14 protein-coding genes are annotated in these 16,009 nt (G+C 47.6%); 4 read left to right on the top strand and 10 right to left on the bottom strand.

Translation table 11 applies throughout. The features are described 5' to 3' along the window. Positions 1-4: 4 nt before the first annotated feature. The 10 genes from DWY55_RS05615 to dxs form a co-directional block, all read right to left on the bottom strand. On the bottom strand, positions 5-517 hold the full coding sequence (locus tag DWY55_RS05615) for an NADH-quinone oxidoreductase subunit J (RefSeq protein ID WP_005823970.1): 513 nt from the start codon (positions 515-517) through the stop codon (positions 5-7). 30 nt (positions 518-547) lie between these two features. Further along, positions 548-1,051 carry a 4Fe-4S binding protein gene (locus DWY55_RS05620; RefSeq protein WP_005835213.1) on the bottom strand — a complete coding sequence of 168 codons (504 nt, stop codon included), beginning with the start codon at positions 1,049-1,051 and terminating at the stop codon, positions 548-550. A 57-nt stretch (positions 1,052-1,108) separates the two neighbouring features. Next, positions 1,109-2,185, bottom strand: a complete 1,077-nt coding sequence (gene nuoH / locus DWY55_RS05625; protein WP_009037156.1) for an NADH-quinone oxidoreductase subunit NuoH — start codon at positions 2,183-2,185, stop codon at positions 1,109-1,111. 140 nt (positions 2,186-2,325) lie between these two features. After that, entirely contained in the window at positions 2,326-3,915 is a 1,590-nt protein-coding gene (locus DWY55_RS05630; protein WP_008665629.1) for an NADH-quinone oxidoreductase subunit D, read from the bottom strand. Positions 3,916-3,930: 15 nt separating this feature from the next. Continuing rightward, positions 3,931-4,512, bottom strand: coding sequence for an NADH-quinone oxidoreductase subunit B (locus tag DWY55_RS05635; protein WP_005823959.1), 582 nt, complete (start codon positions 4,510-4,512; stop codon positions 3,931-3,933). After that, positions 4,503-4,853, bottom strand: coding sequence for an NADH-quinone oxidoreductase subunit A (locus tag DWY55_RS05640; RefSeq protein ID WP_005823956.1), 351 nt, complete (start codon positions 4,851-4,853; stop codon positions 4,503-4,505). The genes DWY55_RS05635 and DWY55_RS05640 overlap by 10 nt, the downstream gene beginning before the upstream one ends. Positions 4,854-4,964: 111 nt before the next feature. Continuing rightward, positions 4,965-5,336: a hypothetical protein gene (locus tag DWY55_RS05645; protein ID WP_005823953.1), complete on the bottom strand. Its 372-nt coding sequence runs from the start codon at positions 5,334-5,336 to the stop codon at positions 4,965-4,967. 103 nt (positions 5,337-5,439) lie between these two features. Beyond that, positions 5,440-6,891 (bottom strand): TrkH family potassium uptake protein, encoded by a 1,452-nt coding sequence (locus tag DWY55_RS05650; protein ID WP_120178038.1) that lies wholly within the window; start codon positions 6,889-6,891, stop codon positions 5,440-5,442. Between the two features lie 21 nt (positions 6,892-6,912). After that, positions 6,913-8,253: a Trk system potassium transporter TrkA gene (gene trkA / locus DWY55_RS05655; RefSeq protein WP_005835221.1), complete on the bottom strand. Its 1,341-nt coding sequence runs from the start codon at positions 8,251-8,253 to the stop codon at positions 6,913-6,915. 66 nt (positions 8,254-8,319) lie between these two features. Then, entirely contained in the window at positions 8,320-10,224 is a 1,905-nt protein-coding gene (gene dxs / locus DWY55_RS05660; protein WP_117877857.1) for a 1-deoxy-D-xylulose-5-phosphate synthase, read from the bottom strand. A gap of 571 nt (positions 10,225-10,795) precedes the next feature. Here dxs and DWY55_RS05670 point away from each other — a divergent pair. The 4 genes from DWY55_RS05670 (at position 10,796) to DWY55_RS05685 (ending at position 15,856) form a co-directional block, all read left to right on the top strand. Then, on the top strand, positions 10,796-11,893 hold the full coding sequence (locus DWY55_RS05670; protein ID WP_117877933.1) for a hypothetical protein: 1,098 nt from the start codon (positions 10,796-10,798) through the stop codon (positions 11,891-11,893). Positions 11,894-12,047: 154 nt separating this feature from the next. After that, positions 12,048-13,037, top strand: a complete 990-nt coding sequence (locus DWY55_RS05675) for a GSCFA domain-containing protein (RefSeq protein WP_117877861.1) — start codon at positions 12,048-12,050, stop codon at positions 13,035-13,037. Next, positions 13,013-15,529: a bifunctional UDP-N-acetylmuramoyl-tripeptide:D-alanyl-D-alanine ligase/alanine racemase gene (locus DWY55_RS05680; protein WP_009037150.1), complete on the top strand. Its 2,517-nt coding sequence runs from the start codon at positions 13,013-13,015 to the stop codon at positions 15,527-15,529. The genes DWY55_RS05675 and DWY55_RS05680 overlap by 25 nt, the downstream gene beginning before the upstream one ends. A 111-nt stretch (positions 15,530-15,640) precedes the next feature. Continuing rightward, entirely contained in the window at positions 15,641-15,856 is a 216-nt protein-coding gene (locus DWY55_RS05685; protein WP_005823939.1) for a twin-arginine translocase TatA/TatE family subunit, read from the top strand. Positions 15,857-16,009 lie beyond the last annotated feature (153 nt).

The following is a 16,009-nucleotide window of genomic DNA, read 5'->3' on the forward strand; positions in this document are numbered from 1 at the left end:
ATTCTTATCTTTTACGTGCTATTAATAATCCACCTACGATACATGCCAATAACAAGATGCTGACAGCTTCGAAGGGAAGCAGATAACCATACTTGTCACCGCTCAGCATGTGGTGACCGATGGTCTTGATGTTGACTTCCAAAGGCTCCACGTCGGTGGTGGCAATGAACTTATGCTTCAAAGTGATGAATACTACGATGATGGCACCGCCCACGGTGGCACCCAGTCCGGCAAGGAACCTGCTACGCTTTAACTTCTCGATGACATCGCCTTCGCCACTGGTAAGCAGTATGGAGAAGACGTAGAGCACTACGATACCGCCGGCATAGACCATAATCTGCACGGAACCGAGGAAGGTGTAACCCAGCAGAAAGTAGATGCCTGCCGTACCGAAAAGCACGAACAGCAGGTAGGTGGCCGAGCGCACCATGCGGTGGGTCGTTACCGTCAAGATGGAAAATACGGTGATAAAGGCCGCAAGGAAGTAGAATACTACTGTTTCAAGAGTTATTTCCATGTTGTTTAATTACAAGTTACTATTAACGAATTACTTTGTTGTCTCTTCTTTGGGAGCAGCGGGTTTCTTTTTTTCTTCTACATGGCTGCCCGGACGGTTCAGCGTCATGACCAGTTTCGTGCGGTCAAACACTGCATGCTCAAAATCCTGGTCGAACGTGATGGCATCGTGAGGGCAGGCATTCACACAGAGTTGGCAGAACATGCACGAACCGAGGTCGTATTCGTACTTAACCAATATCTTCTTTTTCTTGCCGTCTTCCGTTTCAACCATCTCGCCGGTCACCTTGATAGTGTCGTTGGGACAAGCCATCTGGCACAAACCGCAAGCTACACACCGATGTTCATTTTTATCATTATGGGGCATGGTCAGCGTGCCACGGAAACGGTCGGAGAGTTTCAATGTCGAGCGGTTTTCCGGATATTGTTCGGTAGTCTTTCGTCGGCAGAATACGGTCATGGTTGTCTTCATACCTGTCAGCAGAGAAGTGACGCCGTGTATGAGTCCGCCGATATAAGAGTTCTTTTCTTTCATTACTTTTGCCTTTATTAAAATTATCCGCAAGGAAATCTTGCTCCGGCGCTACGCCGGTTAGAAATGCAATTTAAATACTACAATTAATACCATCAAAATCAAGTTCACCATAGAGATGGGTACCAGGTACTTCCACTCCAGATTCAGAATCTGGTCAATACGCAGGCGGGGGAAGGTCCACTTTATCCACATCAGCAGGAAGACTACGAAGAAGGCCTTTCCGAAGAACCATACAAATCCCGGAATGTAATCCATCACTGCGTTGAAGCCGTCCAGGCCTACGATGTGTAGCGGCATCCAGCCTCCCAGGAAGATGGTGGCTGCCACGGAGGCTACGATAAACAGATTCAAATATTCTGCCAGATAGAAGAATCCGAAGCCCATACCGCTGTATTCCGTATGGTATCCGGCAGTCAACTCGCTTTCGGCTTCGGGCAAGTCGAAGGGACCGCGGTTGGTTTCCGCATTTCCGGCAATGAGGTAGATGATGAAGGCTATCAATGCAGGGATATGTCCCTTGAAGATGAACCAGCCGTCAGCTTGTCCTTCTACTATTTCGGAGAACTGCATGGTTCCCATCAACACTACCATTGTCAGTATGCTCAATCCGCAGGACAACTCGTAGCTGATAATCTGCGCACCGCTTCGCATGGCTCCAATCAGCGAGAATTTATTGTTGGAACTCCAGCCTGCCAGCAGGATACCCACTACGCCGATACTCGATGCAGCCAGCAGGAAGAACACTCCTACATTGAAGTCCAATACCTCCAATCCCTTGTTGATGGGCAGGCAGGCAAATGTCAGGAAAGAAGCGATGATTACCATGAACGGTGCCAGATTGTAGAGGAACCGGTCAGAGAATTTCAAATCAATGATTTCCTTTGTCAACATCTTGATGACGTCGCAGGGCACTTGGAGCAATCCCCATTTCCCCACGCGCATCGGACCGAGGCGGCATTGGAAGAAGGCGCATATTTTACGCTCCATGTAAATCAGGATGATGGCAAGCACGGCATACATCAAGATGATGCATACGCCAATCACCACGCATTCGAGGAATATTGCCAGACCTTCCGGCATCAGGGAAGTCAGCATCTGGTGTATCCAGTTGGTTACTATACTAAAGTCAAACACGTTGTTCATTTACTATTTACAATTTACTATTTACAATTTACGAGGCGCTTTTTGATTTACAATTCACAATGTACAATTTATAATTTGGCTGCGCTGTAATTCCGCATGGTAAATTGTAAATTGTCAAATCGTAAATCCTTTTATCTGTCAATATCTGGTACTACATAATCCAATGTTCCGCCAATGGCAATAAGGTCGGCGATTTTAGCTCCGCGGCAAATCGTATTTACGGTCGATACCAATGGCAAGCCCGTACTGCGGAAATGCAGGCGGTAAGGCATCTTGTCGCCGTGGCTTTCGAGGAAGACGCCGAACTCACCGCGGCTACCTTCTACGGCTGCATAATAAGTGCCTTCCGGTACGCGGATAATAGGTTTCATCTTTTCCTGGTAGGCTCCTTCCGGGATGTTGTCTATCAGTTGCTCGATAATCTTCAGGCTCTCCAGAATTTCATCCATACGGATAAGGTAGCGTGCCCATGAATCGCCTTCGGTGCGGATGATTTCTTTAAAGTCCACCTTGTCATATACGGCATATGGCATACGCTTACGCACGTCGCAGGCCCATCCGCTGGCGCGTCCGGTGCCTCCGGTAGCTCCAAAGGCGATGGCATCTTCCCGTGAGAGTATACCCACACCTTTCAGACGTTGCTGGGCAATGATGTTCCCGGTGAATACGTCGTGATATTCGTGTAGGATACCGCGGAGGTAGGGGATAAACTCCTTCACTTTCTTTACGAAGCCGGGAGCAATGTCTGCCTGCACGCCACCGATGGTGTTGTAGTTCATGATGAGGCGTCCGCCGCAAGTTTCCTCAAAGATGTCGAGTATCTTTTCGCGGTCGCGGAAACCGTAGAAGAAGGCCGTTAATGCACCCAGGTCCATAGCAAGACAAGAATAGAACAGCAGGTGAGAGTCTATTCGCTGCAACTCGTCCATGATGGTACGTATGTACTGCACGCGTTCGCTTACTTCCACGCCCATTGCCTTTTCGATACACATGCACAAGGCATGGCGGTTCTGGTGTGCGCCCAGGTAGTCCAGACGGTCGGTCAGAGCCAAGGTCTGCGGATAGGTCAGGCTTTCGCACATCTTCTCGATACCCCGGTGGATGTAGCCGCAGTTGGCATCAATCTTGTCGATGATTTCACCCTCCAATGATACACGGAAGCGCATTACGCCGTGGGTGGCCGGATGTTGGGGACCGATGTTCACCACATATTCCTCATCACCGAAAAGTTGCATCTCCTTATTTTTGATGCTACCGTCGGGATTCAGCTCCAATTCCATGGTGGTGTCCACCGTTTCTTCGTTGTCCATACGCAACGGATTATCTTTTTCCGGCTCATTGTCTTTACGCATGGGATAGCCTACCCAGTCATTGCGCAGATAGAGTCGGCGCATATCCGGATGACCGATGAAAACGATGCCGTAAAAGTCGTAGACTTCGCGCTCGTTGAAATCCGCAGCTTTCCAGATATCGCTGACGGAAGGAAGTTCGGGATGTTCCCGGTTTAGAGTGGCGGTGCGTACCGCTATCCGTTCGCCGGTAACAGTAGATTCCAACAGATAGACTACACCGAGTCCGCGGGGGGTGTCCGGTGCGTCTTTCTCGTCGGGTATTCCCCAATCCATACCGCTGAGGCATTCCAGGAAGTCCATTTGTTTCTCTTTCCGCAGACGCAGCATTTCGTCGTGCAGGACTGAGGGCTCTATGTATTTTATTTCCATATTTTTAAGTACTGATTAGTGGTTCTCTTCTTTTCTGTTTACTCCACCGAAGTATTTCTCTATTTTCACTTTACGCTGCAATTGCATCATGCCGTAGTAGAATGCTTCCGGACGCGGAGGGCAACCGGGAATGTAGACATCCACCGGCAGAATCTTGTCCACACCGTTCACCACGTGATAGGATTTCTTGAACGGGCCTCCGCTGACGGCACAGCCGCCTACGGCTACTACATATTTCGGATCGGCCATCTGGTCGTAAAGACGTTTCAGAACGGGAGCCATCTTGTTGGTTATTGTTCCGCAAACCATAATCATGTCTGCCTGGCGCGGACTGGCACGGGCTACCTCGAACCCGAAGCGCGCCATATCGTAGCGGGCTGCGCCGAGGGCCATGAATTCGATACCGCAACAGCTGGTTGCAAACGTAAGAGGCCACAGTGAGTTGCTGCGTCCCCAGTTGACGAAATCGTCCAGTACGCCAAGGGCGACATTGGCGCCTCCGGCATTAAGTTCCCGAACCAGTTTCTCCAACGTTTCGTTGTCTGTAAACTCCTCATAAGGGATAGATTTAATTTTCGGTTTCTTTGTTACTTCCATTCCAAAGCTCCTTTCCTCCAGGCATAAGCAAGGCCCAGAATCAATATAATCAGGAAAAATAAAACACTGAAAAGTCCTGCCACGCCAAGTTCGCGGGTGATGACTGCCCAAGGGAACAGAAATACCGTTTCCACTTCGAACATCAGGAACAAGATGGCAAACAGATAGTAACCTACCCGGAATTGCATCCACGATTTACCGCGGGTAGGGATACCACACTCGTACGGCTCCATCTTCTGTGCATTGTACGAACGGGGTGCTATCGCATTGGAGAGCGCGATGACGATACCCACGAAAGCGATTGCCGTCAATAAGACGACCACTAACAAAGTAAAGTTCATAAACCTGATAAGATTTTAGATATATAATAATAGATACATCGCACCGGAGGACAAAACCTCTGATTTGTTGTCCGGCGAGGTCAGGGGCAAGCGTCTGCGCTTGCAGGCCTTCTAAATGATAATCTTTCTTAGCCCGAACACGTAATAATTCGCGTCGGGTACGGGATGAGGAGACAGATTCAACAAACGGTCGCATTCCGGTGCATAGGCATGCTGCTGCATCTTGTAGATGTACATGCGCAGGAGTACGCTTTTGTTGGTTGGTACTTGCGTATGGTCCACATGTTCTATGCAGAGGGAGTTTGGTGAAAACAAGTCGTAGAACTTCTGGACTGCTTGTTGGGTGGTAGGAGCTTGTGACAGCGTACAGCATTCTGCTTGTCGGGTGGCAGGAACGCACAAAATATCTGCAGCTCCGGTTGCACTGTCGTGCAATAGGGCTGCAAAGATTATGATTAAACAGTATTTAATGCATTGCTTCATACCACAATTCTCTCTTTCAAGGACGCAAAGATATAATAAGTATTGTTCAATTTGCTATCCCCGCATAACAAAAAATGATTATTTTTACACTTTTTATCCTAAATCAATTCCGTTTCCAGAAATCCGGTGTGAAAAGCAGCAGTACGGTAAATAACTCAAGACGACCCAGAAGCATTAAAAAGGATAACAGCCATTTAGCTGCATCGGGCAGGGCATTCCACGAATAGGCAGGTCCGGTTTTACCCAATCCGGGTCCCATATTACCGATACTGGAAATAACGCAGCCCATTGCTTCTTCAGCTCCGACCTCCATAGCCATCATGAGCAGTGTGCTGATGACTATAATGGCGATATAAATAAAACAAAAGGCCAGTACGGTGGAGACAATGGAGGGAGAGATTACCTGCTTGTTTATCCGTACCGGAAGTATGGCATTGGGATGTAGGATGTGTTTGAACTCGTTTCGTGAAACTTTGGTAAGAATTACCATACGTATACACTTCAAGCCTCCGGTGGTACTGCCTGCACACGCTCCCATCAGCATGATGATGGTAAGCAGCCCCCACAAGACGGGTGTCCATTGCATATAGTCATCTGTCGCAAAACCGGTGGAGGTCTGGAGGGAGATTACCTGGAACAAGGATTTGCGGAAGGATTCTTCCATCCCCATGGGACTGGTATAGTAAAGCACGATGGCTATGACGGCAGTGAAGAGCACAACTGAACCGAAATAGAATTTCAGCTCGGCATTGCCGATGAACTTCTTGAATTTCCGGTTGACGAACAATAATAGCAAGGTGAAGTTGATGCCGGAGATAAACATGAAAATGGAGATGACATATTCTATATAAGGAGATTTGTAGTAGGCAACGCTGGCCTGCTTGGTGGAGAAGCCACCGGTACCGGTAGTGGCAAATGCATGGCAGATACTGTCGAACCAGTCCATACCTCCAAGCATCAGCAGACCGACAAGCAGAGCGGTTATGCCGGCATAGATACTCCAAATCCATTTGGCGGTGATACCGATACGGGGATGAACCTTGTCATGTGTAGGGCCGCTTGCCTCGGCGGCGAACACCTGCAGGCCACTGACTCCGAAGATGGGAAGCACTGCAATGGTGAACATGATGATTCCCAAGCCGCCAATCCACTGTGTCATACTGCGCCAGAACAGTATTCCATGAGGAAGTGACTCGATGTCGTCCAAGATGGTGGCACCCGTACTGCTGAAACCGGACATGGTTTCGAAGAATGCATTGGCAATGTCGGGTATGTATCCGCCTATATAGAAAGGCAGCATTCCGAAAAGAGAGAATGCCACCCAGGCAAAGCTGACCAGTACATATCCGTCACGGCGCGTCAGTTGTCGTTCACCTCCCTTGCCGAGAGCCGCCAGCAATAAGCCTACCCCTGCTGTGATGCCTCCTGCTTTCCAGAAGTCGAGCATATCGCTTTCTCTGTAGTAGAAGGACACGCCCGAACAGACCAGAAACATGACTGTTTCCAGCAATAGCAGAATACCGATAATCCGTATGATTGTCTTGAAGTTAATCATTTACCAACTACTCATTCTCAATTAGTTAAAGTATTTTTCGATTTTCTTAATCATCATGTTCAGGCAGAATACCACTACATGGTCACCCGGCTGTATCAGGGTGTTACCCATAACCACAACGCCTTCCCCCTGGCGGATAAGTCCGCCGATGGTGGCTCCTTTCGGGAGGCCGAGGTCTTTTACCGGATGTTTGGTAATCTTCGAGCCGGCCTTAACGGTAAATTCTGCTACATCGGCATTGGCAAAGGTCAGGCATTTCACGTTGCTGACGTCCGCATCCAGCATCATCTGGTAGATGTGGCTGGCAGCAATCATCTTTTTGTTGATGACGGTGCCGATGTCAAGGCTTTCGGCCATGCCTATGTAGTCGATGTTCTCCACTTCCGCTACGGTTTTGCTGACTCCCATGCGTTTGGCGGCAAGGCAGGCCAGAATATTGGTTTCCGAGTTGCCGGTCAAGGCTACGAAGGCTTCCGTGTTCTTCAGTCCCTCTTCCACAAGTAAGTCCATATCCCGCCCGTCGCCATTGATAATCATGGTGCGGTCGTCAAGCAACTCGGTCAGGCGGTTGCAGCGGTTCAGGTCGTTGTCCACGATTTTCACCTGCATGTAGTCCGGGACGTATTGGGCGGTGCGTACGGCAATCCGGCTTCCACCCATAATCATCACGTTGCGCACATCGGCATAATCTTCCTTGCCGGCTATTTTGCGGATGTAGGGGACGTATTTTCGTGTGGTGGTGAAGTATACGATGTCATGTAGCTTGATGGTATCGTCACCACGGGGAATCAGTGTTTCGCTTCCCCGTTTGATGGCTACCACGTGATAGGGCAGCTCCGGTCCGCCCAACTCATGGAGGGGGATGTTCAGTATCTCGGCTTTTTCGCGCATCTTGGTGCCTATCAGTATCAAGGCTCCTCCGCAGAACTCCCACCATTGGCGTACCCAGCTCATGCGGATGGAGGACACGATTTCCTTGGCGGCAAGCATTTCCGGGTAGATGAGTGAATCGACGCCCAGCTTCTGGAAAAATTCCTTGTTTTTGGGCAGCAGGTATTCGTAGTTGTCAATACGGGCTACGGTCTTCTGTGCTCCCAGATTGTTGGCAAGCATGCATGCGGTCATGTTCCGGCTTTCATCGGGGGTGACGGCTATGAACAAGTCGGCTTCTCCCACTCCCACTTCTTTCAAGCCTTTTATGGAGGTAGGGGAAGCTGTAGCCGTCATCAAGTCAAAGTTGGAGTTCAGTGTGCTCAACTTCTCTTCGTTGTCGTCCATCAGAATGATGTCCTGCTTCTCGCGGGACAGCAACTTGGCCAAGTGTGTGCCTACTGCGCCGGCACCTGCAATAATTATTTTCACTTTTAGTTCGCTGATAGTTGGTGATTAATAGTTGACCTATGGGGTAAATGCTCAAACTGTCAATTTTCAACTATCAATTATCAATTGATTATAGATTCCTTCTTCGTCCATTCCGCAAAGATGGTGCAACTCTTGTATGGTGCCGTGTTCTATGAAGGCATCGGGTACACCGATACGTCTGAAATGGGGAATATAGTCATTGTCCGCCATGAACTCCAGTATGGCACTGCCCATTCCTCCTTTTTTGACACCGTCTTCTATGGTGACGACATGCTGGAAGTTGAGTCCCACCTCGTGCAGCAGGGCTTCGTCGAGCGGCTTGAGAAAACGCAGGTCGTAGTGGGCTATGGAGATTCCTTTGTCCTTCTCCGCACGCTCTATGGCACGTGCGGCCACGTTGCCTATGGGACCGAGGGTGATGACTGCCAGGTCTTTGCCTTCTTTCAGTCTGCGCCCTTTGCCTACGGGGATTTCTTCCAGCGGACATTTCCAATCCAGCAATACGCCGCGTCCGCGGGGATAGCGGATGACGAACGGACCTTGGTCCGGCAACTGTGCCGTGTACATCAGGCGGCGCAATTCATGTTCGTCCATCGGTGAAGATATGGTCAGGTTGGGAATCGGACGGAAATAGGCCAGGTCGAAAACTCCATGGTGTGTCGGTCCGTCTTCTCCTACCAGTCCGGCGCGGTCTAGGCAAAGTACGACGGGGAGGCGGAGCAGGGCGATGTCATGGATGACATTATCGTATGCCCGCTGCATGAAGGAGGAGTAGATGTTGCAGAAAGGCTGCATTCCTTCTTTAGCCATACCGCCCGAGAAAGTGGCTGCATGCCCTTCGGCAATACCCACATCGAAGGCACGGTCGGGCATGGTGTCCATCAGCTTGTTCATAGAGCAGCCGGTGGGCATGGCGGGGGTTACTCCGACGATTTTCGGATTTTCCTTTGCCAGTTCTACCAGCGTTTCCCCAAACACGTCCTGGAAAAGCGGAGGCAAATTGCTGGTATCCGCCTTGAGGCGTTCTCCGGTTTCCGGATCGAATTTGCCCGGTGCATGCCAGATATCCGGATTCTTCTCGGCAGGTTCGAAGCCTTTTCCTTTCACAGTGTGCAGATGCAGTATTTTCGGTCCCTGCATATCTTTGATGTCCCGCAGGACACGGGCTATGTTTTTCACATCGTGTCCATTGATAGGGCCGAAGTAGCGGATGTTCATCCCTTCAAAGATATTCTGCTGCTGGGCGGCCATTGATTTCAGGCTGTTGGCGAAGCGAATCAGCGCTTTGCGGCGGTCCTCGTTCAAAAGTCCCATTTTGAACAGCAGTCTGGATGTCTTGAAGCGCAGCTGGTTATAGCGGTTGCTGGTAGTCAGGTTGAAAAGGTACTGCTTCATGCCACCTACACTTCTGTCTATCGACATGTCATTGTCGTTGAGAATGATAAGAAGGTTGTTGGGGGTGGACGAAGCGTTGTTCAGTCCTTCGAAAGCCAGGCCGCCGCTCATGCTTCCATCACCGATGACGGCGACCACATGGCGGTCTTTCTCGCCTTTTTCGGCAGCGGCAACAGCCATGCCAAGAGCGGCGGAGATTGAATTTGACGCATGTCCGCAGGTGAATGTGTCATAATCGCTTTCCTCTGGTGAGGGAAAAGGACGAACTCCCTTGAATTTACGGTTGGTGGAGAATGCTTCACGGCGTCCGGTCAGTATCTTGTGCCCGTACGCCTGATGGCCTACATCCCAGACTATGCGGTCGTACGGAGTATTGAATACGTAGTGCAGGGCAACGGTCAGCTCTACCGTGCCCAGGCTGGCAGCGAAATGTCCGGGGTTACACGAAACCTCCTTTATAATGTCTTGCCTCAATTCTTTACAGACTTCAGGAAGCTCTTCTACGCTGAGTTGGCGTAAATCCTCGGGAAATGTAATGGTGTTAAGCAAGTTATATGTTGTTGGTTCTGTTCTCATTTCTAATCTGAAGATTACAAAATGCAAAAATAGCAAAAGAAAACGGATGGCGGGAAGTTTTAGAAGGAAAAAAAGCCTCTTTTGTTCACTTCTGTTTTTACTTTCTCTTTGCATACGCCATATTTCTCGTTCAGCCTGCCTATGGTTAAGGGAAAAGATGCCTGATAGTAAATCGTTCCTCCATGGAGAAAATATTGTTCCATCCTGGAGAAAAAATCGTTCCACCATGGTGGAACGATTTTTTCTCCATATAGGAATAATTTAATTTTGGTAGGCAAAGATATTAGTCCTTTCAAAAATTGACTTGTACTTTCGTATGTGTGCATCTATGATAAGAGATGCTTTAAATTTAATGTTTATTGAAAAATACAACTTAATAAATTATTTATTGCAACTTTTTGAGGTTTTGGTTGTTATTTGATATAGTATTATGTATATTTGCGAAGTAGAATATGTCCTATTTATCAATATGTTATACAATTTTGAGTTGTATATAATGATATCCTTGGTTGTAATATGTGTCGGAATGGGGTGTAATCACGAATTGTTAAATGAATAAACAATGAATGATATGAAGAAAAAGCTCAACTTTGGAATTTTGGCTATTATGGGCGTAGTGGTATTTTCCGCTTGCGGTTCTGATAGCGATTTGTTCGACCCGGAAAAGGCGGCGGCTAAGAAAGAGGCACAGTATGCATCGGCTTTCGTGCAGAAGTATGGAGAAATTGCAGTTGATCAGGATTGGGGATTTGGGGCAACACCGACAACGCGTGTTGCTAACACTAATAGCAATCAATGGAAAGATTTTACGGAAGTACCCGAGGGTATTACGGCTACAGAAAAAGAAGTGGTTACGGAATGGTTTAAAACACATCAGAATCCACAATCCATTGGTGTGGATTGGACCGACTTTTTTGTTCAACATGTAAGTGGCTCACACTCTAATATGGATTTTTTGGTTGCAGCATCAGATGAGCATATCAATAATTTTAATGCTACTGAGGGGGCTATAATGCTAATGCAGAATAGTGGAACGTCTTCTTTTGGCTATAGGGTTTCTTTGGATGGTAAAATGCACTATAATTATACTATACAATATATTGGGGGTGCTTATTATGTGGGATTTGACTTTGAAGCTACCGGACAGAACCCAAATCAACAAGTGGCTGCAGATGGGTATTATAGTGATTGGATTGTGAAAATCTCTCCGGCCGTATATACGAATGCGTACAGAATCATAGCAGAAGACCTTGGAGACAGTGATGATTTTGACTTCAACGATGTCGTGTTTGATGTAGCGACCAATGGGGGAGCAACTATCATTACCCTGCAGGCTGCGGGTGGTACTTTGCCTTTGTATATTGAGGTAGGCGGTGATAGCCGTGAAGTTCATGAACTCTTTGGTGTTTCTAATACTACAATGGTAAATACGGATGCTGGGGCAACTAAGGCTCCGGTGATGTACAGAGTTAACGGTACCGGTGCCGTAAATATCAAAGTGGAAGGCCAAAATGCTGAAGTATATACACTGAAAGCAGAGATTGGCAAAGCTCCGCAGAAGATACGTGTAGAGACAAGATATGAATGGACTACTGAGCGTCAGGCTATTAATGATAAATATCCAGGTTTTGCAGATTGGGTGGCTGATCCTACGGCTAATTGGTATTAATAGAATATATAGTATTTTTATTTAAGGCAGATGATATAATGAGAGGTTATATCACCTGCCTTTTTTATATTGAAATTTACTATCTTTGTGGCGTAGCAAGCAGTTGGTACATCATTTTTTCAGAGAAAGTGAATGGTTTATTTATTTCGAACTTATGAATCTTTATACGCCTGTAGAAGTAGTTTCCAGTATGCCCCTTCTTTCGCAAGAGAATAATCTGTTGCTGATGGGTTCTTGTTTTGCGTCCGAGATGGGGCAAAGGCTGGCGGATGCCAAGTTCCGTTGTGACGTCAATCCTTATGGTGTGCTTTATAATCCGTTTTCCATTTCTGCGGCATTGCGTGAAATCATTGCGGGCAGATGCTACAATGAAAACGATATTTTCCTCTTTCATGAACTTTGGCATAGTGCCATGCATCATGGTAGTTTTTCCTCAGTCTCTGCAGAGGAAACATTGGCAGGCATTAACGGGCGTTTGAAAAGCGCCCATGAAAGGCTGGACCGGTTGGATTGTCTGCTGCTGACTTTCGGATCTGCCTGGGTTTATGAAAATAAAAAGACGGGAACTGTAGTTGCCAATTGTCATAAGCAACCTGAGTCCTGCTTTACCCGCCGTATGCTTTCTGTCTGTGAAATAGTATCTGACTACACCTCTTTGCTTTCCGGCTTGCTGGCGCGGATTCCCCGGCTGAAAGTATTGTTCACCGTCAGCCCCATCCGCCACGTACGTGACGGAATGCATGCCAACCAGCTCAGTAAAGCTACCCTGCTACTTGCCGTGAACCAGTTGCAAGCCACTTTCCCGGAACATGTTTTCTATTTTCCGGCTTATGAGCTGCTGCTCGACGAGCTTCGTGACTATCGCTTCTATGCAGAAGACATGGTGCATCCTTCCGAAAGAGCCATTCGCTATGTCTGGGAACGGTTTACCCGGTCGTGCATCTCTGCCGATGCGTTACGGATTATGGAAGAAAGTGAAAATATCCGTAAGATGTTGTCACATAAGCCATTTTATCCCGCTTCAGAAGAGTATAAGCGTTTTTTAGGACAAATTGTGTTAAAAATAGACCAACTTAACGGAAAATACCCGTACTTAGATTTCCAAAAAGAGAGAGAAATATGTCGTATTCGATTGAAAGCATAACCGAAAGTATTGGCGCACGGCGTATGGGAAACGCGCCGGCTACCATAGACTGGCTGCTCACTGACAGCCGTTCCCTGAATTTTCCTGAGGAAACATTATTCTTTGCCTTGACCACCAAGAGGAATGACGGTGCGCGCTATATTACAGATTTATATGCCCGTGGAGTACGTAATTTTGTGCTTAGCGAAGAAAGCTTTAGATTAATGGACAATGGACAATTGACAATTGACAATGCTATGCAGCGTGATGATGCGCAGTCAATTGTCAATTATCTCATTGTTCCCAACCCGCTGAAAGCCCTGCAAAAACTGGCGGAACAGCATCGGAACCAGTTCCAGATACCGGTCATCGGTATTACGGGAAGCAACGGCAAGACCGTTGTGAAAGAATGGCTGCACCAGTTGCTCAGTCCGGAACGTGCCATTATCCGTTCTCCCCGCAGTTATAACTCCCAGATTGGAGTGCCTTTGTCTGTGTGGCAGATGAACGAACAGTCCGAACTTGCTATTTTTGAAGCCGGTATTTCCGAGCCGGGGGAAATGCGCGCTTTGCAGAACATCATCAAGCCTACCATAGGCATCCTGACCAATATAGGAGGGGCTCACCAGGAAAATTTCTTCTCGTTGCAGGAGAAATGCATGGAGAAGCTGACGCTTTTCAAGAATTGTGATGTAGTGATTTATAATGGTGACGATGAGTTCGTCAGCAACTGTGTGGCGAAGTCCATGCTGTCTGCACGTGAGATTGCGTGGAGCCGGAAAGATATGGAACGTCCTCTATATATAAGTAAAGTGGAGAAACGGGATGACTGTACTGTCATTTCCTATCGCTATCTGGATATGGACAATACGTTTACTCTACCGTTCATAGATGATGCTTCCATCGAGAATTCGCTGAACTGCCTGGCCGCATGCCTCTATCTGATGCTTCCTGCCGAACAGATTACAGAACGTATGGCAAGGCTGGAACCCATCGCCATGCGGCTGGAAGTCAAGGAGGGAAAAAACAACTGTCTGTTGATTAACGACAGTTATAATTCTGACCTTGGCTCATTGGATATTGCACTCGATTTTCTTTACCGCCGTTCGCAAAGTAAGGGATTGAGGCGGACTTTGGTTCTTTCGGATATATTGGAGACCGGTCAGAACACGCCGACACTTTACCGACAAGTGGCACAGCTGGTAAACAGCCGTGGCATTGAACGCATCATAGGTGTAGGAAATGAAATATCTTCCTGCGCTGCACGCTTTAATATAGAGAAGACCTTTTATCCGGATACAGCGGCCTTGATACGTGCCATTCAGCGTGGGGAACTTCGCCTTGAAAACGAAATAATTCTGATTAAGGGTGCACGTAAGTTCGGTTTTGACTCCTTGACGGAAGTATTGGAGAAGAAGGTGCACGAAACCATTCTGGAGGTTAATCTTGGAGCGATGATTGCCAATCTGAACTATTATCGTGGCAAGCTGAAGCCGGAAACAAAGATGGTCTGCATGGTGAAAGCCTCCGCTTACGGTGCAGGTTCTTATGAGATAGCCAAGACTTTGCAGGAACATCATGTCGATTATCTTGCCGTGGCGGTTGCCGACGAAGGCTCCGAACTCCGCAAAGCGGGCATCACTGCGAACATCATTATCATGAATCCTGAGATGACTGCTTTCAAGACCATGTTCGATTACAAGCTGGAGCCCGAAGTATATAGCTTCCATCTGCTGGACGCTTTGATTAAAGAAGCGGAAAAGGAAGGTATCACAAACTTCCCCATCCACATAAAGCTGGATACCGGTATGCACCGCCTGGGGTTTGCTCCGGAGGATATGCCCCGGCTGATAGAACGGCTGAAGGGACAGAATGCTGTGATTGCCCGTTCCGTCTTCTCGCATTTGGTAGGGAGCGATTCGCAACAATTCGACAGTTTTACACGCCGGCAGATAGAAATGTTCGAGAAAGCGTCCATGGAATTGCAGGAGGCTTTTCCGCATAAGATACTTCGCCATATCTGCAATTCCGCAGGTATCGAGCGTTTCCCCGGGGCGCAATTCGATATGGTGCGCCTGGGTATCGGCCTCTATGGTGTCAATCCCATAGACAATTCCATTATGAATAATGTGAGCACGTTGAAGACTACCATCCTCCAGATACGTGATGTTCCCGAAGAGGATACGGTGGGGTATAGCCGGAAAGGGCATCTCACCCGTCCGTCGCGTATAGCGGCTCTTCCCATCGGTTACGCCGACGGCCTGAACCGCCATCTTGGAAATGGACATGCCTATTGTCTTGTAAACGGCCAACGGGCAGCCTATGTAGGGAATATCTGCATGGATGTCTGTATGATTGACGTGACGGACATCGATTGCAAGGAGGGTGACAGTGTGGAAATTTTTGGTGACCATCTGCCTATAACCGTTCTTTCCGATGTACTCGAAACTATTCCTTATGAGGTGTTGACAAGCGTTTCTACACGGGTAAAACGTATTTATTATCAAGACTGAAGATAGGGGGCAGGGATTAGGGATTAGGGATTGCGATAAAATTAATCCTTAATCCTTAATCCCTAATCCTTAATTTTCCTATCTTTGCACTATAATTAATCAGATATAACTATGACAAACTTACTTTTATTAGGCTTTCTGCCCAGCGGTTCCGAATGGATAATTATTGCATTGGTCATCTTGCTGTTGTTTGGTGGTAAGAAAATTCCCGAATTGATGCGTGGTTTGGGCAAAGGAGTGAAGAGCTTCAAGGATGGTGTGAATGAAGCCAAAGAAGAGATAAACAAGGCTCAGGAAGATTTGGATAAACCGGCTGAAAAGAAATAAAGGAACAAGGGTATTTATTATTTGACAATTTACTATTTACTATTTGATACTCTGAGAAGTTCAGGAGTATGGGTAGGCTTGTTGCCTTTTCCACAGCGCAGCCCAAATAGTAAATTGTAAATTGTCAAATAGTAAATCCCCGCAGCGCAGCCC

The sequence above is a fragment of the Bacteroides sp. AF25-38AC genome (assembly GCF_003602995.1).
GTDB classification, from domain to species: Bacteria; Bacteroidota; Bacteroidia; order Bacteroidales; family Bacteroidaceae; genus Bacteroides; species Bacteroides uniformis.